The sequence below is a fragment of the Vibrio sp. 661 genome, assembly GCF_033339315.1.
GTDB lineage: Bacteria > Pseudomonadota > Gammaproteobacteria > Enterobacterales > Vibrionaceae > Vibrio > Vibrio alginolyticus.
In genome coordinates, this window is sequence record NZ_JAWOUJ010000002.1 from 635345 (window position 1) to 659685 (window position 24341).

Annotated in this window: 19 protein-coding genes; 10 read left to right on the plus strand and 9 right to left on the minus strand. The window is 42.3% G+C overall.

Annotated elements, in window-relative coordinates; translation table 11 throughout:
• Window positions 1-42: 42 nt before the first annotated feature.
• From R7P69_RS06925 to yegS, 3 genes are all read left to right on the plus strand, one after another.
• Window positions 43-468: a bifunctional diaminohydroxyphosphoribosylaminopyrimidine deaminase/5-amino-6-(5-phosphoribosylamino)uracil reductase RibD gene (locus R7P69_RS06925; RefSeq protein WP_167416072.1), complete on the plus strand. Its 426-nt coding sequence runs from the start codon at window positions 43-45 to the stop codon at window positions 466-468.
• Between the two features lie 172 nt (window positions 469-640).
• Window positions 641-1546, plus strand: coding sequence for a LysR family transcriptional regulator (locus tag R7P69_RS06930; RefSeq protein WP_005376541.1), 906 nt, complete (start codon window positions 641-643; stop codon window positions 1544-1546).
• A gap of 8 nt (window positions 1547-1554) precedes the next feature.
• On the plus strand, window positions 1555-2457 hold the full coding sequence (gene yegS / locus R7P69_RS06935) for a lipid kinase YegS (RefSeq protein WP_005376540.1): 903 nt from the start codon (window positions 1555-1557) through the stop codon (window positions 2455-2457).
• A gap of 81 nt (window positions 2458-2538) precedes the next feature.
• On the opposite strand, the gene R7P69_RS06940 is transcribed toward yegS, so the two are convergent.
• From R7P69_RS06940 to R7P69_RS06955, 4 genes are all read right to left on the minus strand, one after another.
• A complete protein-coding gene (locus tag R7P69_RS06940) occupies window positions 2539-2874 on the minus strand; it encodes a YgiW/YdeI family stress tolerance OB fold protein (protein ID WP_213885834.1) in 336 nt (111 codons plus the stop codon).
• A 15-nt stretch (window positions 2875-2889) separates the two neighbouring features.
• The gene (locus R7P69_RS06945; RefSeq protein WP_005376538.1) at window positions 2890-3537 is read right to left on the minus strand and encodes an AcfA family outer membrane beta-barrel protein; all 648 of its coding nucleotides are present in this window, start codon (window positions 3535-3537) and stop codon (window positions 2890-2892) included.
• Between the two features lie 163 nt (window positions 3538-3700).
• On the minus strand, window positions 3701-5314 hold the full coding sequence (locus R7P69_RS06950) for a VRR-NUC domain-containing protein (RefSeq protein ID WP_238952691.1): 1614 nt from the start codon (window positions 5312-5314) through the stop codon (window positions 3701-3703).
• Window positions 5315-5381: 67 nt separating this feature from the next.
• Window positions 5382-6614, minus strand: coding sequence for an OFA family MFS transporter (locus R7P69_RS06955; RefSeq protein ID WP_053303514.1), 1233 nt, complete (start codon window positions 6612-6614; stop codon window positions 5382-5384).
• 577 nt (window positions 6615-7191) lie between these two features.
• On the opposite strand from R7P69_RS06955, the gene R7P69_RS06960 reads away from it, so the two are divergent.
• On the plus strand, window positions 7192-7548 hold the full coding sequence (locus R7P69_RS06960; protein ID WP_005376535.1) for a hypothetical protein: 357 nt from the start codon (window positions 7192-7194) through the stop codon (window positions 7546-7548).
• 102 nt (window positions 7549-7650) lie between these two features.
• Here the strand turns inward: R7P69_RS06960 and dcuC are convergent, their stop codons facing one another.
• A complete protein-coding gene (gene dcuC, locus R7P69_RS06965) occupies window positions 7651-9018 on the minus strand; it encodes an anaerobic C4-dicarboxylate transporter DcuC (RefSeq protein ID WP_053349164.1) in 1368 nt (455 codons plus the stop codon).
• A 359-nt stretch (window positions 9019-9377) separates the two neighbouring features.
• On the minus strand, window positions 9378-10502 hold the full coding sequence (locus tag R7P69_RS06970) for an acyl-CoA desaturase (protein ID WP_238952690.1): 1125 nt from the start codon (window positions 10500-10502) through the stop codon (window positions 9378-9380).
• Between the two features lie 271 nt (window positions 10503-10773).
• On the opposite strand from R7P69_RS06970, the gene R7P69_RS06975 reads away from it, so the two are divergent.
• A complete protein-coding gene (locus tag R7P69_RS06975; RefSeq protein ID WP_005376525.1) occupies window positions 10774-11322 on the plus strand; it encodes a GNAT family N-acetyltransferase in 549 nt (182 codons plus the stop codon).
• Window positions 11323-11412: 90 nt separating this feature from the next.
• Here R7P69_RS06975 and R7P69_RS06980 read toward each other — a convergent pair whose 3' ends face one another.
• Window positions 11413-12030, minus strand: a complete 618-nt coding sequence (locus R7P69_RS06980; RefSeq protein WP_025767847.1) for an HAD family hydrolase — start codon at window positions 12028-12030, stop codon at window positions 11413-11415.
• Between the two features lie 363 nt (window positions 12031-12393).
• On the opposite strand from R7P69_RS06980, the gene R7P69_RS06985 reads away from it, so the two are divergent.
• Window positions 12394-14439 carry a response regulator gene (locus tag R7P69_RS06985; RefSeq protein WP_238952689.1) on the plus strand — a complete coding sequence of 682 codons (2046 nt, stop codon included), beginning with the start codon at window positions 12394-12396 and terminating at the stop codon, window positions 14437-14439.
• A gap of 103 nt (window positions 14440-14542) precedes the next feature.
• Here R7P69_RS06985 and cqsA read toward each other — a convergent pair whose 3' ends face one another.
• Window positions 14543-15724: an alpha-hydroxyketone-type quorum-sensing autoinducer synthase gene (gene cqsA, locus R7P69_RS06990; RefSeq protein WP_053349163.1), complete on the minus strand. Its 1182-nt coding sequence runs from the start codon at window positions 15722-15724 to the stop codon at window positions 14543-14545.
• Between the two features lie 337 nt (window positions 15725-16061).
• Window positions 16062-17006: a ribosome biogenesis GTPase YlqF gene (gene ylqF / locus R7P69_RS06995; protein WP_005376521.1), complete on the minus strand. Its 945-nt coding sequence runs from the start codon at window positions 17004-17006 to the stop codon at window positions 16062-16064.
• 446 nt (window positions 17007-17452) lie between these two features.
• Here ylqF and R7P69_RS07000 point away from each other — a divergent pair, with 446 nt between their 5' ends.
• Genes R7P69_RS07000 through R7P69_RS07015 form a run of 4 tightly spaced genes read left to right on the plus strand, consistent with a single transcriptional unit; the run spans window position 17453 to window position 24237 of the window.
• On the plus strand, window positions 17453-21118 hold the full coding sequence (locus tag R7P69_RS07000; protein WP_318121539.1) for an ATP-binding protein: 3666 nt from the start codon (window positions 17453-17455) through the stop codon (window positions 21116-21118).
• Window positions 21102-22268: an EAL domain-containing response regulator gene (locus tag R7P69_RS07005; protein ID WP_054576033.1), complete on the plus strand. Its 1167-nt coding sequence runs from the start codon at window positions 21102-21104 to the stop codon at window positions 22266-22268. Before R7P69_RS07000 ends, R7P69_RS07005 begins: the two co-directional genes overlap by 17 nt.
• Entirely contained in the window at window positions 22261-22857 is a 597-nt protein-coding gene (locus R7P69_RS07010; RefSeq protein WP_017635347.1) for a response regulator transcription factor, read from the plus strand. The genes R7P69_RS07005 and R7P69_RS07010 overlap by 8 nt, the downstream gene beginning before the upstream one ends.
• Before the next feature lie 9 nt (window positions 22858-22866).
• On the plus strand, window positions 22867-24237 hold the full coding sequence (locus R7P69_RS07015; RefSeq protein WP_238952687.1) for a GGDEF domain-containing protein: 1371 nt from the start codon (window positions 22867-22869) through the stop codon (window positions 24235-24237).
• Window positions 24238-24341: the final 104 nt, after the last annotated feature.

Here is a 24341-nt window from a genome sequence, read left to right on the forward strand (position 1 = left end):
CGCTAATATAGCGCCTCGTTTTTATTAGAGAATAGAGTTCAAATGAGCCAAGAGTTTATGCGCCGCGCATTAGAAGTGTCCAAAAATGCGCTTCCTGAATGTCAACCCAACCCGCCGGTTGGCTGCGTGTTAGTGAAAGACAATCAAATCGTTTCTGAAGGTCATACTCAAGCGATTGGTGGCAATCACGCGGAAGTGGAAGCGCTGAATGCGTATCAAGGCTCGTTAGAATCGGTGACGGCATACGTTACGCTGGAACCGTGTTCGTTTGTTGGTCGCACGCCAGCTTGCGCGGTGACATTAGTCAAATCCGGCATAAGCAAAGTCGTCGTAGCCATATTGGACCCCGACCCGCGCAACAGTGGTCGAGGTATCGAGATTCTAAAACAAGCAAGTATAGAGGTAGAAACTGGTTTATGCGGCGAGGAAGTCAGCGAGTTTCTTACCCCTTACCTAGGCAAAGCCTAAGTCAAGCTTTACGTTGCACTATGGTGCCAGTTTATGTGGTGAATGAAGTGCGTCAAAATTGAGTTAAAACTCATTAAAACAAGCGATACCGCCCATTTATTGCACTTGGCTACGTGAAGGATCATGCTGTTAGATTAAAATAGAGAAAGTGACTTTTGAAAAATTTAATAGCATGAAACCGACCGACCTTAATCTTATTCCCATTTTCACTGCCATCTATGAAGAGCGTAACTTGTCTCGGGCGGCGGCGCGTTTAAACATCACCCAGCCTGCGGTGAGTAAAGCGCTAGCAAGGCTACGTGATATCTACGATGATCCATTGTTTCATCGTTGCGTTAAAGGTGTCGAGCCTACCTCGTTTGCAATGGATATTTATCCTGCTCTTCTAGCTTCAGTACAAAATTTCACTTCGACATTATCGGCCTCTAGTGAGTTTGACCCTAAAGTGTCGAATAGAGTGTTTTCTATTGCCTGTGTGTCCGTTGCAAGCTTTGAGTTGCTACCTCAAGTCATGAAACAAATCCGTGTGTCGGCGCCAAATGTTGCATTAGAAGTACATCCGCTTTTTACGGAAGATTTTGAAAGTGATCTGCGGTTACAACGATACGATTTGATCATTGATATCACACCAAGAGCAAGAACGGTGTTAAAACTGGAAACTGTACTTACGGAGCGTTTGGTGGTGGTATGTAGCGAAGCGCATCCACGCCTGAATGACGAGATTACGGCTGAACAATTTTTTGAAGAAGAACACGTAGTGGTTTCGCAGTGGCAGAGTCGTAAGAGCTTGTTAAACGCCGATGACATTGTCGACTTGGATAAGAGAAAGATTAAGTATCGAGCCTCAGGCGTACTAGAAATGCTCCCAATTATTTGTGGTAGTGAATACATTGGTTTAATGCCAGAGTCGATGATCAACTTGTTCAATAACACCTATCATGTTAAATCTTTATCAATGCCATTTGATGAACAAATGTATGAGCTTTGTACAATCTGGCATCCTAGTCGCACAAACGACAGCGCCCATCAGTGGTTACGTTCACAGATTAAGCAAGCAGGAAAAGTCATCAACCAATAGGAAGTGCAATGAAAAAGACAATACGTGCCATCCTTAACGGAAAAAAAGCTGGGAATCCAGAGTTAAGAGATGCAATCATGAAAATGAGAGAAAAAGGCATCGACGTACAGGTGCGTGTGACGTGGGAATCTCAAGACATGCCGCGGCTAGTTAAAGAAGCGGTTGATGAAGGCATTGAACGTATTGTTGTCGCTGGTGGCGATGGGACCGTCAATGAGGCGGCTTCTGCGATTATTCAAATTGACAAAGAAAAACGCCCTGAGTTAGCCATTATTCCCCTTGGTACCGCCAATGACTTTGCTACCGCTATTCAAGTACCTAATTCCATTAAGGCGTCTTTATCTCTTGCTGTTGAGGGGCAGTCCGCTTTGGTCGATTGCGTCAAAGCGAACGATCGCTGCTTTATTAACGTGGCAACAGCAGGGTTTGGTGCAGAAGTTACAGCAGAAACGCCTGTTGAACTCAAAAACTTTCTTGGCGGCGGAGCTTACACGTTAACTGGTGTTATAAAAGCACTTGGCTTTAAACCATATGACGGAACAATAAAGATTGAAGGTGGCGCGTATCAGGGAGAAATGTTGCTCGGTGCGTTTTGTAATGGGCGCCTTGCTGGAGGTGGGCAAGAGTTAGCTCCAAAAGCGATGATTAATGATGGGATGATGGATCTAACATTGGTGCGCCCATTTTTACCTCATGAGCTGCCTAAAGTAATCGACGAGATCAATAACCCGAGTGAGAAAGGAGAGTTTGTGAAGTACACTAAAGCAAGCTGGTTGGAGATAGATTTTCCGAATCCATTGCCTCTTAATTTAGATGGAGAACCTTATCATTCGAGAACCATTAGATTTGATGTTCAGCCTAAGAGTATACGATTAGTCGTACCGCAAGATTGCCCTTGCTTGACTAGCTAAACGAGCGTTTTCCATGATTATTGCGTAACACAGCCACTAAAATGTGGCTGTGTTATTTGTGTTGAGGTATTAGTCAACTTCTTAACGTTTTTGAATGGTCTCAACGTCTATTTGCGTAGTTGTCCAATCTGAATCAACCTCTCCTCGAATCATTACGGTATCTTTTGGTGTCACTTCTTGACCCATCCAATCTTCGTTGTCGATCTCTACTTCGATCTCACCAGTGTTGTCTTTGAACAAGTAAGTCTCGTTACCAAATGATTGAACAATATGCCCGGTTAGCACTACAGCGCTGTCGTCGGTTGCGTTGCGCGCCTCTTTCACCGTATTGATTGCACTGACTTCTGGACCATTAAACACGGCGAAAACCGAGCTTGAAAGTAGGGCAAGCATGGATGTTAACAATACTCTTTTCATTATCATCTCCTTATATTAGAAGTAATAAGTTGTGCCTACGTTAAAGGATGCAGTGTTCGCGTATCGGTCTAGTTGATATTTTGCGTTTACACCTATGGTGAGCTGCGGGAAAATTCTGTATTCCGCACCCACTGAGAACATTGCGCCTAGCTCGTTGTTTTTCTCCGCGCTATGGAAAAGCGTGTTGGTCATTTCCACATCGTCGTTCGTGACAAGTTCGTATTCTTGATGTTTAGAAACCTTGGCGTTGTATTCCGTGTACGTTAGACCCGCTTTGAATTTTGTTGTCCATTTATCATTTAATGCATAGTTAAACACAGGAGCCAACGACACTTGCTTGGCTTTGATTGACGCATCCCAATCCATTTCATGATGGTAATCTTTGCCATCGATTGACTTGATACCTAGGTTTTTTGAACGACTATCATCAAGGTCAAACTGGCTGTAACCCAGTTCCAATGCCCAGTTGTCATTAAATGCGTAACCGACAAAGCCTGAGAAAATACCGTCTTCAAGCTCAGGGTTGAGTGTTACGTTGTCAGTTGAAAAGTGAGGTTCCAAATCATGGTCAGTGGTGCCTAGTCCATATTCCAGACCTACATAAGGAGCCGCAGATACCGAAACTGAGCAGGTAACAAGTAACGCAAGAAGTGTTTTGTTCATTTTATTTTGCCTCTTCAAATCAACTTAATGAGTAGAAGCGCATTGTGTGTGATGAAGCGTGAAGTGATCGTGAAGAAACAAAAATATTTCAGAAAAAGAGCAAGGTGCGGTAAAAAAGAAATTGTTTTAATGAATATGCGCCAAGCTCTTTATATAAAGAGAGTTAACTTGCGGCGACGTAACACACCGCAAATGGCACATTAAGGCGAGTAAACTCTTTAATCCAACGCCATTGGTTATCCTGGAGTTTATCGCCTGGCCCTTTTACTTCAATCCATTCGAACTCGTTTCCTTTAAAAGCAATCAGATCAGGCATCCCATTGCGGTAAAGCTTTAGGTCACTCAATTGTATTTTAAATAGCGCCATCAACATGTTAGTTGGGATTGTATCGAGTGCCATTTCGAGTAGCTCTTTACTTATTAAGCTCCAATGCACAAATGGATTGCTGATACCAAACTTCTCATCGTATCTAGTTAACAACGTATAAGTATTGCCCGTTTCCAACATATCAAACGTCGCATCTATCAAAGCTTGGCGTTTGGTAACAAAATCAGAATGGTACAAATCCAGAGGACGATGTTGATAGGCATTGATGAATGCGCCTTCGATGGGAGCGAAAATCGCATCCCAAAAAGTGAGACCAAGTAATGCATTAAGCAGTGCATTTTCGGCGTAAAATACAGTCCAGCCTAAGGACTCAAAATACGCTTTGCTGGCGAGTTCGACTCTCTGTTGAGATAAATCCAGTTCAAGGCGGTATTCCGTATAGGTTGGCTTCGTCACTCTTGGCACTTTCTCGCCTTGTTTTCGTTTTAACCGTTGCTCAAGTTTTTGTGCAACTTCGAGCTCAGACACATCGATCGGTGAGTTAAGCATATCTGTGACAATGTCACCAAATAAATCATCATGGTTTAATTTGTCATAGATACGTGCGCGTCGTTCTCGGCTCGGTGTGAGTTGAGTTTGGCCAAATAGAGACAGGGCGGTCTCTAGATCATTAAGCCGTTCGTAATCACGTGCTATGTCATTCAACATGTGCTCGCGTTTACGATCTACGTAACGGTGTTTAACGGGCTGAGGCATTGCCTCAATTAATAAGTCGAGATTGGCTTTGTCTTTTCGGTCAAATTGCCAGTACAGGTTGGCCAACTGGCTCAGTTCAATTAAGCGGTCTATTTGCTCACGTGAATCAAAGAAACGGCGCACTTTACTCAATTGATATTGCTCGAACTGATGCAAACCTAAGTCATCAAGCACAAACTGACTTAAGTCTTGATGGGTGTTGGCAAAAAACAGAGTGAGTAACACGTCGATCATATGAGCAGAATTGAGTTTGACGATCGTAAACTCAAGCCGCTCTATACGATCAAATTCCGTATTACTCAAATGTTCGACAAGGGCGTCTTTCTTGAGTGATTTCGGCAGTTCGGGATAAAGCGCGGAGATTTCTGGTTTGGTCAGTAAATTAGCCGCTAACTCTTGATGAGAAAGGGGTGGGGAAAGGGCTACAAACTCATGCTGACTCAATTCTGCCAGTGCTTCATTGATAGAAGGTATTTCTTGATAACTCAGCTTATCACTTCGAAACCAACATCCCTTTCGGCTGTATAAACGCACCAAAAGGCACTGGGCGTGTTTGCTCAAAGAATCAAACGAGCAAAGCCATGCGTGTTCTTCCTTGGTCAGTAAATCGCTGTACCAAGTTACTGCGTGATGAGTCAGCTTAAAGAAGTTCTCTAGATAGTAGTCTGGTGCAAGTTCGATAGGGCTTTCCATAAACGACCGATAACAAAAAAGGCTTAACCCATAGGTTAAGCCTTTTTGCTATCAAATCAATTCGCAATTATGCGTTTTTTAGCTGTGCTACTTTCGCATCAGACAATGGCTTAGTGATGAACGCAAGTACGATACATACTGCCATCATTGCCGAAGAAATTGTGTAAGCCAAGGTGTAGCCGTCGCCATTTGTCATCGAGAAACCAACAACCGCTGCGCCGATTGCACCACCGATACCCCATGCTGTGTAAAGCACGCCGTAGTTAGTGCCGTAGTTTTTCAGACCGTAGAACTCAGCCGTTAGAGTAGGGAATACCGCTAGAAGTGTGCCGTAACCTACCGCTGCGATTGCTGTACCGATGATCAGTGTAAACTCAGAGTCGAACGTCGCGAACAGCACCATGTTTACGCCTTGTAGAACGAACGCAAGTAGAAGCGTACGAACACCGCCGATTTTATCTGCAAGCATACCCGCGGCAACACGACCGCCAGAGTTAAATACAGCAAGAATAGACGCTAGGTAAACCGCGTTTGGCAAGTTTGCTTGAACGCTTGCGATTGTCGTGATGTTACCAATGATCATTAGACCAACAGAAGCTGCAAACGCGTACATGATCCATAGAGAGTAGAACTGTGGCGTTTTCAACATTGCTTTCCAAGTTAAGTCATCTGACTTTTTCACCGCTTTAGGTGCTTGGCCTTCTTTTACTTTAGGCTCCGCAGGTGTGTAGTCTGCTGGTGGGTTGTTGATGGTTGCTGCAAGAGGAACCGCAATCGCTAGGATACCAACACCAAGAACCATAAAGCTAGTTTGAATGCCCATGCTGTCTATTAGCGCAGAAGTTACTGGCGCAAGGTAAATAGCCGCTAGACCAAAACCTGCCGCAATAATGCCGTTAACCATACCTTTCTTCGAAGCGTGGAACCACTTCATCGCAGAAGGTGATAGGCATGCGTAACCAAAACCGATACCTGCACCTGTGATCACACCGAAGGTAATGTTCAGCATGAGTGGAGTGTCAACAAAGCCAGACGCGATCATGCCCAGACCTGTAAGAACAGTACCTAGGATAAGGATCATTCGAGGGCCCATGCGGTCTTGGAGAATACCTGCAATAAGAAGACAGATAGAGAAAGTGATGGTTGCAGTTGCGTAAGGTGCAGAAGCTTCTGCAGCACTCCAGCCTGATTCAGTTACCAGTGCCTTGTTGAATACACTCCAAGCATACAGGATGCCAAGACAAAGGTTGATACAGAACCCTGCTAACAGGATGCGCATAGCTTTATCAATCTTGCTCATTTTTATTCTCAGTTTTTCCTCTTATTGGCAATGCCGCAAAGAAGGTTGGTTTAAAGATGTTTTTTCTCAAAATTAGTTTGCGTTTTTCAACGTTTAACGCAATGAGCGCGGATTATAACCAATAAATATGTGATTGGAATCTCTTTTTACGGTTACTGATAAAATAATTTGCAACATTAAAAGTGGATGTGAATTCATGGTTTTGTATGTAGTAAGAACGTTGTAAAAAAGTGACATTTTTTTGTTCACTAATAACGAATGATGAGTCAAGAGAGAGAGGTTTTACGCTGTTGAGTGCACAGTTCACATTTCAAATAAAAAATTTCTAAATGTTTCCATGTTAACCATCTGTAACAAAAATGGCGAACTTATCATCTGACTGTCGTAAGTATCAGATGCAAAGGGTTTCTTAATTCTTAATTGTTAACCTTTTGTAATAATTGAAGCTGATTAGCTTTTATGTACATTAAGTGAGCAAAAAAGTAACTTGTAATTGCTGATTTTAGGCGCAGAATATAGTGAAAAATGAGTTTTCATTTATGAAGGGATGCTTTTTAGATTTGTTGTGAGGTGACTTATGAAACTGTTCCTATTACTCATGGCTTCGGTATCCGCTGGTATCGCATCAGCAGACCACATCCATTCATTTATGTTGGGCTTATCTATTGCTTCTTTAGCTGTAGGTAGCTGTTATTTCTTCGCATTTCGCAGCTCGCGCTTTCCACAGCTTGCTTTATTCCTACTCATTTGCGGTATGCTTTCTAAGTTGACGATAACCGTAGTCGGTGTGATGTGGGGAATGTCCGCGGAATTAATCACGTCTCCAATCGTATTCGCACTTTCATATTTATTCTTTTCGCTTGCCGTTACCTACTTATGGTTTAGCTACAGAGAGAGCATCACTAAGATTCCTGACCGATTTAAGTCAGCGTAAATCATCACATTAGAATAAAAAAACGCCAGCACATTTGCTGGCGTTTTTAATTAAACGTAATTTTGTTCGGATATTGCTTTTAGTTTGATCGTGGCAATACCGTTAGGCACTCATTGGAACAAGCACAATAGTACCAATAATCACCGTGATAAGGCCTGCTAGAACTGGAACGGATGTGCGTTTTACAACCTCAAACGGGCTGATGTTTGCCATACCTGATGTCGCAACGATTACGCCAGATACTGGTGAGATAGTACGGCCTAGGTTTGATGCTTGAAGCATCGGGATAATTAGGAACGCAGGGTTTAATCCCATTTTAGCAGCTAAAGATGGTGCTAACTCCACGAACGCATAGAAAGGCGCGTTACCCGAACCCGTTGCAATTGCTGCTGCAACTGTCAATGCAGTTAGAATAAGCATTAAAGCAACGCCGCCTGCACCAGCATTATCTGCTAGATGAAGTAGGTTATCGATAGCACCGATAGACATCAGACCTTGTGCAAAAACCCCAGCGGCAACCAAAAGCATCACAACGCCTTTGAACGCGTCAGCCATGCCTGCGTAGCAAGAATCTAAATCTTCTAGTGATTTCTTACCATCGAACTTATTTACAACATAATGGATCAGAGCTCCAAGGAAAATCGAACCAACCACAATAGTGTAGATGTCTAGACTAAGTCCTGGAATGGTACGACCGTTGAATAGGAAAACGCCGATGATAGGTAGAAATGGAAGAGCTGCATAAAACGCTGGTGCGTCAGCTTTGATCTCTGATACATCAATTTTTTCCATTGGTGTATTTTCTTTCTTATCTAAGTATTTGTTCCAGAAGAACGCTGCCGCTGCCATGACGATGATTGCGCAAATAGAAACAGGCAACACAGTTTGTACCGCAAACACATCAAGCTCTAAACCAGACTTTTCTGCTGCGATAACAACATCACCAGAAGTAGGAGAAAGAATGATTGCCGCTGGAGAGGCACACACTGCAACGGCTGCTGGACGAGAAATGCCCATCGCGACCATCATAGGGAATAGTGTCGCCATTAATAGTACGCCAAGGCCTGTTGCAGAACTTACCGCAAGAGACATTAAACACGCCACAATGTAAGCCGCTACCAAAAGGACGTAAGGAGACTTGATGACAGAAAGCGGTTTAGAGAACTGTTTCACTACCACGTTGTTCGCGCCGATATGAGTCATGTATGACGCAAAACCACAAAGCAGCATGATTTGCATACCAAGACCGCCACCGCGGTATTGAAGCATGTATTTCACGTATTCAAGCGCATCTGTCACCATGTTACCAGTTGAGGTGATTTTTGACGGCAGCACGTCGTGCCCCAAAACGCCAGTCATAAGAAGTAAAGCAATACCAGCTGTCAGTAACACGCCCGCAGCTTTATAGCCTTTGACAATAAAGTAACCCACCGCAATGGTAACCACTAAGCCAATTAAGAGCTCTAACATAGGGATCTCCGAATGTTATGTAAAAAAGAAAGAAACTGTTTCAGTTTATGACAAGGAATTTACAGAATTCTTAGCTGTGGCACGAGACAAATATGGGGCTTGCATGATCTGAGACAAATAATAATTTAATAAATAATTTCGTTAGATTGTATTGTTGGAATTTGGTTTTCTAAGTGTTATGTGCTGGTTTGAAGCTATTTATAGGAAGGAAAATATGACTAGGAAAGTGAATGAATAAAGAGTGAATTGATTCACAATAGGAAAAAGACTTTACTCAGTAAGCAATTATTGGAAAACACTCTTCACAACAAAAAAGCTTCGCCGAAGCGAAGCTAAGTAATCGTAAGAATGAGGATAAACTATGTGTATCGACGAACCATAAGGTTCCAACTACGTTGCTGCCGTTCGAACTCTGCTTTAATTTGCTGGTACTTCATTTTCGTTACAGAACATTCGTATTTCTTTACCACACTGGCAGTTTTGGCACCGAGTACTTCTTTGCGCATCTCGTAGTATTCCTGCATGTGATGAACTAGAGTATCAAACTCGTGCTGTAGCTGATCGAGGATCGTTTGCGTGTTCGGTTTCGATTCTAGCTTTTCTCTTGCTTTCTTCAAAAGTTGACTCGCACGGGCCTTTTCAATTCTAAATGTAGGCGTTGTGCGCAACTTAGATGTGAGTCCTAGCCAAGAACATGACTTTATCAACCACTTCGTTGGGTCGTAATGCCACCAATACACGCCATTGCGATAGTCATTCTCGAAAATATGATGGAAATTATGGTAACCCTCTCCAAATGTGAAAAAGGCGAGTACACCATTATCGCGAGCAGTGTTTTTGTCTGTGAAAGTTTGCTTACCCCAAATATGTGCGAGGGAGTTAATGAAAAAAGTCGTATGGTGACTCATAAAGAGTCGAGCCGCACCAACGACCAATAACATCCCCCAGATATCACCGTAGATCAGTCCGAGCATGACTGGGAAACCAATATTAGTCAGTAGGGCAAGTGGAACATAATACTTATGCTGCCACATGACGATTTTGTCGCGCTTTAGGTCACGGCAGTTTGTATATTCGTTTTCCTTTGATTTATTGTAATCACGTAACATCCACCCAATGTGAGAATACCAAAAACCCCGCTTGGCTGAGTACGGATCTTTATCGTTATTGTCGACATGTTTGTGATGCACACGATGATCAGAAGACCAATGTAATGCACTATTTTGCAAAGAAAATGCTCCTCCAATCGCAAAAATGGCGCGCAAAATAGGATGAGCTTCGTACGTTTTGTGGCTCCAGAGACGATGATAGCCTGCTGTAATAGAAAGGTTAGTAAAACTAAATGCAATCACTCCCCAAATTAGATGTTCCCAACCCAGTCCAAAATGATATGCATACCAAGGCATTACAATAAAAGTCAGAACAAAACTGGCATAAAATATCAATGTATTCAACCAGATAACAGGTGGTTTGTTTTGAGTCACAGGTGTATCCCTAACTTTGAGCTAACAACTGTTCGCCAGAATATCAGCGTACACATGTAAGTCAAATTAAAGTTAGACAAATGTGACTATTCCTTTGGGTGTAGATTAAGGAACTTGATGGGATATTTTGCTTTTAATTGAATAATGAGTAGTATTAAAAAATGAGCTCTGGCTTAAGGTGTATAAAATCTGCCAAGAAACAAGTGTTATAAAGGTGGAATATACCGAGACTCTATAAAGAAGCAAAAATGTAAGAAAATAGGAATACGTAATGGATTTACGATTAGCGGAATATAAGGACTACGAGCGCATTGCGCATCTTCATGCGGATAGCTGGAAGCGTCATTACCGTGGCATTCTTAGTGATAACTATCTTGAGAAAGAAGCGATTGACGACAAACTACTGATTTGGCAAACCCGTTTGACCAACCCACCATTCAATCAGCACATTGTCTTGGCGGAGGAGGGAGGTTTGCTACTTGGCTTTGTTTGTGTGTTCGGCAACCATGATTTCGAGCGTGGAACCTTTATTGACGCATTGCATGTTGATGACAGTTACCGTGGTCGTGGTATTGGTAAGCAGCTATTACTTGCTGTCGCAGAATGGCAACAGCAGTACTTTAAAGACACAGGTCTTTATTTAGAAGTTGTGTCGCAAAACATTTCTGCGATTGAATTCTATCGCCACATTGGTGGACAAGAGGATCAAGAGCGAACTTGGCGCGCACCTGATGGCAAAGAGGTGTTAGAAAAAGTATTCCGTTGGAAGAACGCCCAGTCATTAGTTAGTGGGATTGAGGAAAACGTGATTTACTCCTAACCTAGCGTTCTAAAACATTAGATAAGAGCAGTCTCAACACTGCTCTTTTTTGTTTATGCACCCTAACGTTATGTTTTTATTAAAAGCTTTCTAGAAGTTAACCCCCATGGCTTTTAGTTCGAGCTCACATTGCTGAGCATTTTCAAACTGAATAGCAGCCATGCCAACTGCTCGGGCACCTTCAACATTGTAAGGCATGTCATCAAGAAATACTGTCTCTTCGGGGTTAAGCTGATACTTTGAAAGTAGAGTTTGGTAGATCTCCGCTTGTGGTTTTAGTAATTGAACTTCAGAAGAGATGATTGCTCCATCAAACAGTGGCCAAAACTCATAAGTAGTACGAAGGTGTTCCACAATTTCGTTGATGTTGTCTGTGAGCGCATATACGCCATATCCGGCTCTTTTTACTCGTTTTAACAGCTCTATACTGCCGTAAAGTAATATTTGAGTGTGTTTTACATAATAAAAGAAGCGGCCCATTTCTTCCGTCGTTACTTGGTGTTCACGTTGATAACGCTGTTTTGCTTCCCTTTCGGAGATCGTCCCTTTATTTAAATCTTTCCAGATTTGTGATGAAAATAGCATCTGAGCCATTTTCTCTGACTCTACGGAACCACCAAATGTTAAGCGAACGATTTCTACTGGAGACCAGCGTACCAATACATTACCTACATCAAAAATGACATTTTTTATCTGGACAGAATTCATAACACATCCCAAGCCAATTGTTCTTCACCACGCTATATGCGGTGAGTACTGTTTTTGAATCGTTGGAAAGTCGTGCCAAAGGCGCGACTTAAGTTTCTTGCACAAAATGAGATTAACATCCAATTGGATACAGAGCGATTATCGCAAAATTACACTAAACTATATGCAACTTTGTTTATTTGGTTGTAAATCAAGTGCAGCTGTCTTAAAAGATTGAAACTAAAGATAAGTATTGCGAGCTGTTTACGTCATTTCGCGCTGCTTATAAATGATGATTAATATATAATTAGTTAATAATAAAATGATAAAAGTGAATCAAAATCACATTGTTGTGCGTCAGGCGGAGTAAGCAAAACAGATTATATGGACTCGATACGTAAGGTTTATCAATATGCAGAACCAAACCTAACTCTCGTTGGCTGGATGGGGTTTCTTGGCTTTCCGCTGTACTACTTTGTCTGGGAGTTTGCCTTTCCACAGGCTTATGAAAATTTACCTCTTAGATTGTTTTGCTCGTTATTGTTTTTCGGCATCATTTTTAGAAACCGCTTATCATCGACTTGGAGAGATTATGTTCCTATTTACTACCAAGTGACGATAACGCTGTGCTTACCGTTTTTCTTTTTTTATATGTTACTGATGAATGACTGGTCCAATGTATGGGTTATGTCGTTTATGTCTGCAATTTTCTTACACATTTTACTGGTTCATGTTACTAGGGTCATGTTTGCTCAAACCTTTGCTGGGATAGGTTTAGCAACATTCTTCGCTTGGGTTGCAAAAGGGTTCCATCTTGACTTGACCATGGATTGGACTCATGTGCCAATCTTTCTGTTTATTTATGTCTTCGGTAATTTGTTCTATTTTCGTAACCAAGTTGAACATGAAGCGAAAGTCTCGCTGGCAAAATCATTCGGGGCAGGGATTGCACATGAAATGCGTAACCCGTTGAGTGGGCTTTGCACTTCAATAGATGTTATCCAGTCGATCTTGCCCAACATGAAAGAGGCAGGAAAAGAGCAGTACGTCATGAGTGTAGAAGATGTCACCTTATTACGTGAAGTGAGTCAGGATGCAATGAACATTATCCAATCGGGTAATGAAACCATCGATTTATTGCTGACTTCGATTGATGAAAATCGAGTTTCTCGTTCTAGCTTCAAAAAATATTCAGCTCACTCGGTCGTTGAACAGGCAATTGAAAGCTTCAGTTACAAACGTGCCACTGATCGATTTGCCATATCGTTGGATGCGAGAAGTGAGTTTGAGTTTCTAGGTAGTGATACGCTGCTTAAATACGTTATGTATAATCTTTTCAAGAATGCCTTCCATCACCGTAAATCTGAAGATTTTCACATACATGTATCCATGATAAGTTCAGAACGCTTTAATCAAATTGTTGTAACCGATAATGGTGCTGGTATTGCTCCTGATGTTCTACGCAATATCTTTCAAGACTTTTACACCACCGGCAAATCAGGAAGTTATGGTTTGGGCCTACCGTTTTGTAAAAAAGTCATGCGTTCATTTGGGGGGAACATTGAGTGTCAATCTCAGTTAGGGGAGTGGTCTCAATTTACGTTAACTTTCCCACTAACGACATCTGATACCGTTACTGAAATCAAAAACGATCTGACTAAACTCAAAACCATTCTAACGGTGACTAGCCAAGATATCTTGGTGTCTAAAGTAACAGATATTAGCCGTTTTATGGGCTTTGACTCGACAATTTTAGATGTCAACCAAGTACTCAAAAAGAAAGAGTACGAGTTCGAATTCGATATGATTTTTATCGATCTTGAGAGCTTAGATCCAAGAGCAAACCAATTGGATAGATTAGAATCTCTCTTGTCTTTCACTGAAGCACGCATAGTTTATCTTTTTGAGCATCATCCGACTCAGATAGCACGTAAGGCTGCATATGAACCTATTTGGATCGAAACGCAAGCCTGGTTATTGAATACTAAACCAACTATTGAGCGTCTCTTATATGATTCAAGCTATGTATCGACACCAACGGCCTCGGTGACGTTAGATAATTCAAATAAGCGCACAATTATGGTCGTGGATGATAATGAATCTTTGCGTAAATTCACGGCAATGTTACTTGAAAAGCAAGGCTTTGAAGTGATTCAGAAAGAAGACGGGCAGCAGGCTCTGGATACACTAGAGCAAGAAGATGTTGATCTCATTCTGATGGATATCGAAATGCCAATTATGGATGGTGTAGAAGCGTCTAGGCGAATTCGAAGCTCGGATAAAAACTATGCGTCGGTACCTATTATTGCGCATACAGGGGATAGTTCACCTGTCACGTTGGACAAAATTGGGTCTTCGGGTATGTCTGACTTCATCGTAAAACCGGCGGATAAAAATCGTTTGTTCGATAAAATCGCAAACTGGATCTAATCATTCGCGACTTGTTTTCTTGAGGCGAGTTGCTCACAACGAATAACACGAATAAAGAGCTCAGCAAAACTGTTGAGCTCTTTAGTTTTATCTACACACTAACTTACACAAACTCTAAGTCAGGGTGTGCAAATGCTTGTTGGCAGACAGTGAGTACATGATCAACTTCAGCAGCTGTCATGTCTGCATTGACTGAAAAACGGATGATGTTTTTGTTCCTTCCAGTTGCAGGGCGGCAAAACACTGCGCCGTAAACATTTCGCTCTTCGAGAAAGTCGCGGACTCGCTCAGTGTTTCTCTCGTTGCCGCATTCTAATGCGATAATTTGTGATTCACTGCGAATAGTAAATCCAATGCGTTTTAAACCAACGGCTAAAGACTTGGCTCTTTCAAACAGAATATCTCGCTTATCATCTGATTTTCTTATGACGTCCAGTGTTTTCTCTAGCCGAATGATCTCTTGCGGTAATACGGTAGAACTAAATATTGCAGGGTACGCCACAAATGGAAGCGTCTTCGCCAGTTTTTCTGGGCCTAAAATCGCGCCAGCACGATAAGCAAATGTCTTGGCAAGACTAACGGTAATAAAATCTACCTTATGAGTTAAGCCAAGACCCTGCAGTATCCCCGCACCTTGTGGACCGTGTGTACCTAAAGAGTGTGATTCATCTACAACCAGGCCGCAGTCAAACTCCTGTGCTATTTCGTAGATATCACGTAGAGGAGCGATGGTCCCGATAGTGCTGTAAACCGAATCCACAACAATGATCCCTGAACCGTGACGTGAAATCTGTTTTCTTAGGTGACTGGTGTTGTTATGCATGAACGGATGAATTTGTGCTCCGGCAATACGTGCGCCTTCCCACAAAGACATATGTGCAAAGAAATCAATGTACACAGGTATGTTCGGTGCACAAATAGTCTGCAATAAACCGACATTCGCAGCCCAACCAGATTGAGAAAGTAGACAACTAGGCATACCAACGAAACTGGCTAGTTGCGTTTCAAATGCAGGTTTCGATTCATCATCTTGTAAGAAAATCGCGGACATCACGACGTTGTCATCGTGCTGGGAAATCGCATCACGATGCGCGTTTTGAATCTCCTTGTTATGAGACAGTGCAAGGTAATCATTGCTTTGCAGGACAACGGCATTACACGGTGGGCGTTTACCAAGAACAAGGTGTTTTTTGTTCTCATTCGGTTCGATTAGATCTTGAATATAAAAATCTAGGCGTTCCTCGATAAAGGAGGGAAGTGGTTTGCTTTGTATAGTTTCACTCATAATAAATCTCTTCTTCATATGGAAAAACGCCAGCGCTGACACTTATTCATATTGCGGATTTTGGGGAGAGTGTCACTAACCAGGTTGCATAAGTTTGCAGACCCTTGCAAACTCGACATTTGAGGGTTGGATGGTGGCTGTAACTCTATAGGGGCCCGGGGTCTAAACTAGTTTGTGCTTAAAGTTTATACGGCGATTTTGCGGTGTTTTTTCGTGCTTCATATCTGGGATTTTGGATGAGGAATATAAAGTTTGAAAAGTGAAAAAAATGGGCGCATTAGATAACAAAAAAGGCGCGAAAATCGCGCCTTGAAACATGAGTAGATAAGAGACAAGCTTATCGCTTATTACGTAAATAGCGCTTACGACGCTCTTCTTTACGCTTCGCTTTCTCTTCTTCTTTACGGGCGGTTTCAATCTCGACTTCAATCAGCTCTTGAGTGATCATTTCTGGGCGTTCTAATGTAATTTGGCCCAAAGTGCCTTGACGAAGTTCGTGCAATAAGATCTCTGATACTTTGTGCAAGTCAACACGTCCACCTGCACGTAGTGCACCGCGGCGACGACCAATTTCTTCCATGATCTCGATATCTGATTCTGGAAGCTCTTCAATTTGATAACGCTCTTTAAGCTTATCTGCATAATGAGCTGCTAGGTATTCAATGGTATAGAATGCGACTTCGTCATATTCCATCGCTGTATCTTTTACCGCGCCAGTAGCCGCAAGGCGGAAGCCACTGTGTGGATTTTCCACTTTTGGCCATAAAATTCCTGGAGTATCAGATAATACGATGCCATTTTGCAGATTGATACGTTGTTGACGACGTGTAACCGCGGGTTGGTTACCTGTTACAGCGATTGTTCGACCTGCGAGGGTGTTAATGATCGTCGACTTTCCAACGTTTGGGATGCCCATGATCATGGTGCGAATGTTTTTACCAATTTCTTCTCGGTGTGGGGCAAGTTTGCGGCAAAGCTCCATGATTCGATGCACTTCTTGTGGTTCAGAAGTCGTGATCGCCATTGCTTTTACATGTTGCTCTTGTTCCAAGTGCTCAATCCACAGTTGAGTTAATTCTGGATCGGCCAAATCACGTTTGTTCAAAACTTTAACGACAGGTTTGTCACCACGGATTTGAGAAATCAAAGGGTTTTCACTACTGAAAGGAATACGAGCATCCAGTACTTCGATGATCACATCCACTTGAGGGATTGCTTCTTCGATCTCTTTACGTGCTTTGTGCATGTGGCCAGGAAACCACTGGATTGAGTTATTAACCATTTGAATTTAATACCTTAATTTTTCTAATGCTCCAGCGGTTGTAAAGTAGCAATGTGAATCTTGAGTAATACAATACTAGAACGCATTTTCTAAAACTGTGTTTACTTCAAGCTGCTCGAAACCGCGGAGTTGAGCTTTCTTTCATGTTAATACGTCAGTTTATCATGGAATGATGATGAATCATTCAAGATGAAAGTAAAAAGCTATGGCGTGCAAACCTAAAAGCACACATCTCTTATATATACCGACTCGCAGTGAATATCCGTCTGGGTGAGAGACCGAACGCAAACGCTGTGTAGTCAAAGGTGGATTGTGTTGTCAGATTGTTCTGACGGATTTTGGTTTTTTGATTTTATATCAAAGCTTTATTTTTATTTCGCTATTGAGCGAAGTTTGACTTTTATCTGACAAAAACTAGTCTGAGCTTCCATTCAGAGGAAGCAGTCATGCTCAGTATTCTTAGAAGTATTACGGTATCGTCCGTCGCCTTAATTTTTTTAGCGAGTTCTTTTTGCTCAACTGCCAAACAGAGTCCTAAACCGAAGGTCATCGTTGGTGTTATTGCGCAAGACGAAGCTAAAGACTCGTTTGACGGTAGCGTTGGTCCTTCGTACGGAATTAGTCTTGAGTATTTGTCTAACATTACTAAAGCTTTGGATTATGAGTTAGAACTTCGGACTTACAAGCATATTCCGTCTTTACTTGCGGATGTCGAAAGCAAGAAGATTGATGGTGCGGTTGGATTTAGTAAAACAGCAGCAAGAGAAAAGCGTTTCTTGTTTTCGATGCCTTTCTTTTCGAGCACTATCGCTGTTTGGTATCGGAATGCCACTTACCGAGATAGTGATGCGCGTGATCTTAAATGGGTGTGTGTTGAGGGCAGTGTGTATTGTGACAACCTCACTGAACGCGGTATCGATAAGATACATTACGTTAAAACACGTTTAGAGGCGTTTAATGAAGTTAAGCGAGGTAAAGCGAACGCGCTGATTTACACTTACGTTGGTATTACCCAATATTTGGATTTGAATGACATTGTAAAAGGGGTTGTCGATATTCCCAGTTGGTTGAAAAACGAAGAGGTGAGTTTTATCGCTTCGTTGGACAAACAGAGTCTGATCGATGACATCAACAAAATCCTTCAGTGGGAGCAAAATGGAAAAAACATTCGCTCCGTCGCCTCGAAAAATCCTTACCATATCAGTGATAAGTTATTGGTAGATTACCGACGTAATCATCAAAACAAACTAGTGATAACTTACAGCAGCAGTGACGAAGCTTATCCGTTTCTATACCGAGATTCGCAAACGGGCGAGCTAGACGGTTTCTTTCCAGACTTCATCGACTTATTGCAGTCTCGTACTGGCTTGAGCTTTAAGTATGTGAAACCGACGTCGAGCCTTTCTAATGGATTAACGGCATTTGATGCCGATATAGTCCCCGTTTCTTATGTGGGTGAGCTACCTAAGTCAGATTGGTTGTTCACTAAACCATTCATGCACAGTAATTACGTGGCTATCCAAGCGGAGCAGAGCAAGCGCGATAAATCTGCACTGAAAGAAGCGGGTATTCTGCTCACTTTGAAAAAGCAAGGGTTAGTTCATTTGGGCACTTTGCAGCAAGGCCAAGTTGATCATTATAATGATTTGAAGAAGCTGCTTACCGATTTGAAATCGGGCGTTTTGGATGTGGCTTATATTCCTGACGACATCGTTCACAACATGATTGCACAAGATCAAGTCGATGACTTGGTGATCAATGCGGAGGACGTTTTGACGATCTCTAATGCATTTGCGGTTGCAAACCACAATACACAACTGCAACACATGTTGAACAGCATCATCGAAACCATTGATTCTAACGAGATCGAAAAACTGCTGCGTTCTCACCGAAGCTTCAAACTGACTTATGGCTATGACGCGGAGCAGATCGCTACATTTGTTGTTGCTGGTTCATTCATATTCTGTCTCATGTTGATTGCGGCGTATTTCATCTTATCTCACATGCGACTTAAAGTGAGGTTAGCCGAATTTAATGCTGACAATGAGGAAGCGGAAAAGCAATGGCTGATGGACATCATCAAAGAGATCAATAGCTTGGTTTTTATCCATAGTGAAAATAACCATATGGAGATGAGCAATTGTGCGAACTACAACAGTAAACAGTGCCAACAATGTAGTTTGAAAAGTGATTCTGCGCACGTTCCTCTGGTGAATAATTTTGATGAACTGACCACTGTTATTGCTGGAAAGCGTATTTCAGAAGAGGTTGCCTCGTCGGGCTGTGAACTTGATATTAAACATGTATATCGAGAACGCAAAGTCATCGCTTCTCCTAGCGGTAAGAACAAGTTTGTACTGACTGTTATTCAAGATATTACCCAGCAAAAAGAACGTGAGCAGGCGTTAATCGATGCGCAAAAAGAAGCGCAAACCGCGGTACGTGCGCGCGAAAACTTTTTGGCAACCATGAGTCACGAATTAAGAACGCCATTGTCGGCAGCACACGGCATCCTCGATTTGCTAAATCGCCAAGTGACGGCAGATTCAAATCGCGAGTTAATTGCCCAAGCCATACGCTCGCTCAATCATTTGAATACGTTAGTAGACGAAGTACTGGATTATTCAAAGTTAGAGGCAGGGCACTTAACCGTCGCCCCAGTTAAGACCGACTTGCTTAAAACCTTGTGCGATGTGTTTCGAAGCTTTGAACCACGAGCGCTCGCGAAAGGTTTGGATTACAAAGTGACAATCAAACCATTTTCGAATGCTTTCATTGAAATCGACGCGCTGCGATTGGTGCAAATTACCACCAATCTACTTTCCAATGCGGTGAAGTTCACTGCCGAAGGAGAAGTTGGAATCAGTGTCATTCTTCATGAAAAGCAGCTTATTTTGAAAGTGGCGGATTCAGGTATCGGCATGACGGATGACCAACTCGAAGGCATTCTCAATCCTTTTGTTCAAGCGGATGACACTATTACGCGTAAATATGGCGGTACTGGATTGGGGCTAAGCATTGTTGACCGATTGATCGACTGCATGAGCGGCGTGCTCTGCATCGATTCACAATTTGGCTTGGGCACGACGATTACTGTCAGACTGCCAATTGAGCATTGCGACTCTGAGCCAGACGTTTGTTTGAACTGGACGTATAGCGAGAGCTTACCACTTAATATTCGCCAGTGGTGTGACGCGTGGAAAATGCGTCCAGCGACGTTAAAAACAATGGTGGCGAACCTTCACCCTATACACGACAGCGATGCCAGTTTTAATGGCCTAATGCTGCGTGACGAACAAAGGGTACTTGGCAGTCTTACGCTAAGAGAGATTCAATATCCAGATACATTGTTCAATTTGCTCAGCCAAACGCAGCAAGAAACCAAGCTTAGTGACGTAAATCAAGAAGTGGTTTCTTGGGTTCTCGGCACGGTACTGGTCGCAGAAGATAATCCCATTAACCAAAGTGTGATAGCAATGCAGCTTCATGAACTTGGAATCGAACCTGTCATTGTGAACAACGGCCGCGAAGCATGGGAATACATCAACCAAGATGAAAGCGTTGTGTTGCTGCTGACCGATTTTCATATGCCAGAAATGGATGGCTATGAGCTTGTTAGGTACGTGAAAAGCTCCGAATTTAAAGCAATTCCAATCATCGGTGTGACAGCAGAAGATGCTCGTCTTGCCATTGAACGTACACAAGATATCGGCATTGATGACGTGCTCTACAAGCCCTATGACCTTAATCAATTAAAAACCGTTTTGGTTCCATTTATTGGCGAAAAAGAGAGGGGGAGGCTGCCCGGCTGGATTAAACGGTTCAAAGCACAGGACGCAAAAGAGATTGCGCGCGTGTTTAGTCAATCAATGTCTACAGATATAAAAAACTTAAACGCCGCATCGACTGAGCGAGACAAAAAACGGGTCATTCATGGCATCAAAGGAGCGGTTGGGACGATAGGGGTAAGCATGCTGGCTGAGCTTTGTATTGAGGCAGAACGAGTTACTGCTGCGGAGTTTGACAGGCGAACAGCGGAGCTAATTTTACGAATCGAGCAGGAGATCGAAAACATAAACTATTGGGTAGAGACAAATGAATACACAATTTAATGTGATGGTGATTGATGACCATCCGCTACAAACCACAATACTTACGCAAATATTGGAACGCTATTGCGCGCAAGTCATCCCTTTTAACTGTGTGGATGCCGCTATTCAGAGTGTGCAGGAACAATATTTTGACGTGATTTTTTGTGATATCCAAATGCCCGGAAAAGACGGCATCGATATGATGGAAATGCTCGATAAAGTCCAGTACCAGGGGCAAGTTGTACTGGTCAGTGCAATGGAATTGACCATTATTTCTGCGGTAAGAGCCATGTGCGAGGGATTTAGTTTTGAAGTATTAGGGAAGCTGCCTAAGCCATACGATGAAAATGAAGTCGTTGATTTGTTGGGTAAAATAAAAGATGAAAAAGCGAAACAAGTCAGCTTTGCGCAACCTATTGAAGTGGAAGATCAAGAATTCCTGTTTGCTCTGGCTGAAGGGCGCGTGAAAAATTATTACCAGCCTTTAGTCGATGTGCAAAGTGGGGAAGTGCTTGGGTATGAAGCGCTCGCGCGTTGGAATCATCCTATTTATGGTGTGTTACCCCCTCATTATTTTTTGCCAATTGTAGAGCGTTGCCGCCTTTCTGGAGAGTTGTTTCAAGCTGTATTGAGTAATGTTATCTATGACATGAAACACCGCGGATTGACGCAAAACGTATCCATCAATGTAGACCATGAAAATTTAGAAGATACGGCGTTCTCTCATTACTTTTTACAGCAATGTTTAGAGAGCGAGATTGACCCATCACAAATCACCATTGAAATTACAGAGCGAGATACATTTCAGACTAGCGCGTCCCTGTACAAGAATTTACTCAAGTTGAGGATGAACGGTGTCACTGTCTCAATAGATGATTTTGGCACGGGGTCATCGACGTTTGAAAAACTGGCTCAACTGCCATTCAACGAGTTAAAAATCGATCGTTCGTTTGTACAAGGTGTCGAATGCGATATCAAAAAACGCAACATCGTTGTTGCTATTTGCGCGTTAGCGAAAAGTTTGAATATACGACTGGTCGCGGAAGGTATTGAAGACGAAGTCACACTGCAAGCGATACGTGAGTATGGCATTGATCTTTGCCAAGGCTTCTACATTGATAAACCCATGCCACTAGAAGCCATAACCATACTAAATGAAAGATATGAATAAATTGAATTACTTGATCTTTGACGATCATCCTCTCGTTTGTGTTGCAATCAAGTCGTTGCTGGAAGAGTTAGGTAAAACAAATGGGGTATTTACTGCAACATCAGCGAAGATGGCATTACAAATATTGAAAAAGGAAGAAATTCAACTGTTGATCTTAGATGTGAACTTGGCAGATTGCGATGGGTTTGATTTCTACAAACGTATCAAATCCCATGGTTATGAAGGCAAAGTCATTTTCTTCTCCGCTGAAACTAGCCAAATGTACAGCCAAATGGCTTTTCGTTCTGGCGCTGATGGCTATGTGTGTAAATCGGAAAATCACGACATTCTTAAAGACGCGATAGAAGCGGTAGAGAAGGGGTATACCTTCTTCAAATTTAAGCAAGTTGTTAATAGCGTTCGAGAAATGCCACAACTTTCAAGCAGAGAAAGCGCAGTAATGAAGTATTTATTACAAGGAAAGTCCAATCGAGAAATCGCTTCAGTGCTATCAATAAGTGACAAAACAGTCAGCACATACAAACGTCGTCTATTGGATAAATTTAACGTAAAGAACATTGTTGAGCTAACAAGAGTGGCGGGGGCGTAAGACCGCATCATGACACTTAAAAGTATCGCGTTGTCTCTTTTCATCGCAACATTACTATTCGTCACTTCTGTCACAATGATTGGTGCGGTGTTAATTTCTTATGAAGTAAAGCAGTTCAACACTTACGCGAATAATTTAGCCAAAATAAAACAAAAAGTAATTCTCATGGGGCTATTGACGGAAGCGCAGCTCGAGCAATACAAAGGCATGAGCGTGAGTGAAGTAGAAGCGCAAACAGAGCTGAGCTTTCAAGATGCGATTTACTCCCTGTCACGTTATGAAAAACTTAATTACGTTGAAGCTGTTGCACGGAAATCGCTTCATCAGGCTGAAGCGTATTTATCAAATGCGTTCAATCGACAAAATGCCGTTATGTATTTTCGTTCTTATACTGGAAACAAACTCATCTTAGAGAGACCGATTGAAGCGCTAGAGGGAGTGAAAGCCACATTTGATGTTGATTGGTGTAAAAGTAACTATTCTTGTGTGTTAGCCGCGTGGAAAGAGCAACTAACGGACCGGGTATTGTTTTCCCTACCATTTAAAACGACATACTCCGATGACATGGCGATAAGCATCATGAGTCCGGTTTACTTTCAAGGTGAGTTAGTGGGAGAGTTTTCGGAACAATTGTACCTCTCGCCGCTTTATAATGATGGGAAAGCGGTGGATGTTCAAATTGCGAATGGGAACAAGCAAATGGTGATTTACTTCGCTGGCTACCCCTTTCCATCATTCGCGTACACCCAATCATATGTCGCAGACAACAACAATCTCATTGTTTACATGTACCCATTCAGTAAAATTGTACTGGATTACGTGTTCTTGTTTATCATCTTCTTTTTCGTAACTTTAGCGTATTACAACAAAGCTTATGAATCTAAAGAGAGCAAACTTCGCCTCGCGAAAGCACTGACGAACGTGACGAAAGATGATTTAACGGGATTGTTTAACCGCAGAGTCTTTCAAGATAGCGAATTCAAACGTCGTTTGGAAACCGCGCCATATTCCGTCATTGCAATAGATGGCGATAGGATCAAGCGAATCAATGACCATTACGGTCACCATGTAGGGGACGAAGTTATTGGAATTATTGCTGATGCTATGTCTAAAGTGTTTCGAAATAGTGATTATCTAGTTCGAACTGGTGGTGATGAGTTTGTTGCGATTCTGCCGGGTTGCAGTATCAGTCAATCTTCAATATTGGCGAAGAAGCTTCGTAGTGTCGTTAAAGATAACCGACTAAAGACCTTGGATATCGAAGTTAGTGTGAGTACTGGTATCGCGGCGAATGCATTACACGAAACGCTTCAGGACGTTATTGTACGTGCAGATGAAGATCTCTATGAGATGAAAAAACACAGACAAAAGTCCCATTAAGCAGCGCTAGTATTGACTCAATGTTAAGTTACGGAACATAACCATGACATAACTGTTTGATTAATTTGACCAAACAGAATGACTGGTCTTTTATATTAGAGCAG

Coding starts and splice junctions, on each gene's coding strand:
- dcuC (WP_053349164.1), bottom strand. CDS start 9,018: ATGTTAGAGCTCTTAATTGGCTTAGTGGTTACCATTGCGGTGGGTTAC.
- R7P69_RS07010 (WP_017635347.1), top strand. CDS start 22,261: ATGAATAAATTGAATTACTTGATCTTTGACGATCATCCTCTCGTTTGT.
- R7P69_RS06980 (WP_025767847.1), bottom strand. CDS start 12,030: ATGAATTCTGTCCAGATAAAAAATGTCATTTTTGATGTAGGTAATGTA.
- R7P69_RS07015 (WP_238952687.1), top strand. CDS start 22,867: ATGACACTTAAAAGTATCGCGTTGTCTCTTTTCATCGCAACATTACTA.
- R7P69_RS06975 (WP_005376525.1), top strand. CDS start 10,774: ATGGATTTACGATTAGCGGAATATAAGGACTACGAGCGCATTGCGCAT.
- R7P69_RS06955 (WP_053303514.1), bottom strand. CDS start 6,614: ATGAGCAAGATTGATAAAGCTATGCGCATCCTGTTAGCAGGGTTCTGT.
- R7P69_RS07005 (WP_054576033.1), top strand. CDS start 21,102: ATGAATACACAATTTAATGTGATGGTGATTGATGACCATCCGCTACAA.
- R7P69_RS07000 (WP_318121539.1), top strand. CDS start 17,453: ATGCTCAGTATTCTTAGAAGTATTACGGTATCGTCCGTCGCCTTAATT.
- cqsA (WP_053349163.1), bottom strand. CDS start 15,724: ATGAGTGAAACTATACAAAGCAAACCACTTCCCTCCTTTATCGAGGAA.
- R7P69_RS06925 (WP_167416072.1), top strand. CDS start 43: ATGAGCCAAGAGTTTATGCGCCGCGCATTAGAAGTGTCCAAAAATGCG.
- R7P69_RS06930 (WP_005376541.1), top strand. CDS start 641: ATGAAACCGACCGACCTTAATCTTATTCCCATTTTCACTGCCATCTAT.
- R7P69_RS06985 (WP_238952689.1), top strand. CDS start 12,394: ATGGACTCGATACGTAAGGTTTATCAATATGCAGAACCAAACCTAACT.
- R7P69_RS06960 (WP_005376535.1), top strand. CDS start 7,192: ATGAAACTGTTCCTATTACTCATGGCTTCGGTATCCGCTGGTATCGCA.
- yegS (WP_005376540.1), top strand. CDS start 1,555: ATGAAAAAGACAATACGTGCCATCCTTAACGGAAAAAAAGCTGGGAAT.
- ylqF (WP_005376521.1), bottom strand. CDS start 17,006: ATGGTTAATAACTCAATCCAGTGGTTTCCTGGCCACATGCACAAAGCA.
- R7P69_RS06940 (WP_213885834.1), bottom strand. CDS start 2,874: ATGAAAAGAGTATTGTTAACATCCATGCTTGCCCTACTTTCAAGCTCG.
- R7P69_RS06945 (WP_005376538.1), bottom strand. CDS start 3,537: ATGAACAAAACACTTCTTGCGTTACTTGTTACCTGCTCAGTTTCGGTA.
- R7P69_RS06950 (WP_238952691.1), bottom strand. CDS start 5,314: ATGGAAAGCCCTATCGAACTTGCACCAGACTACTATCTAGAGAACTTC.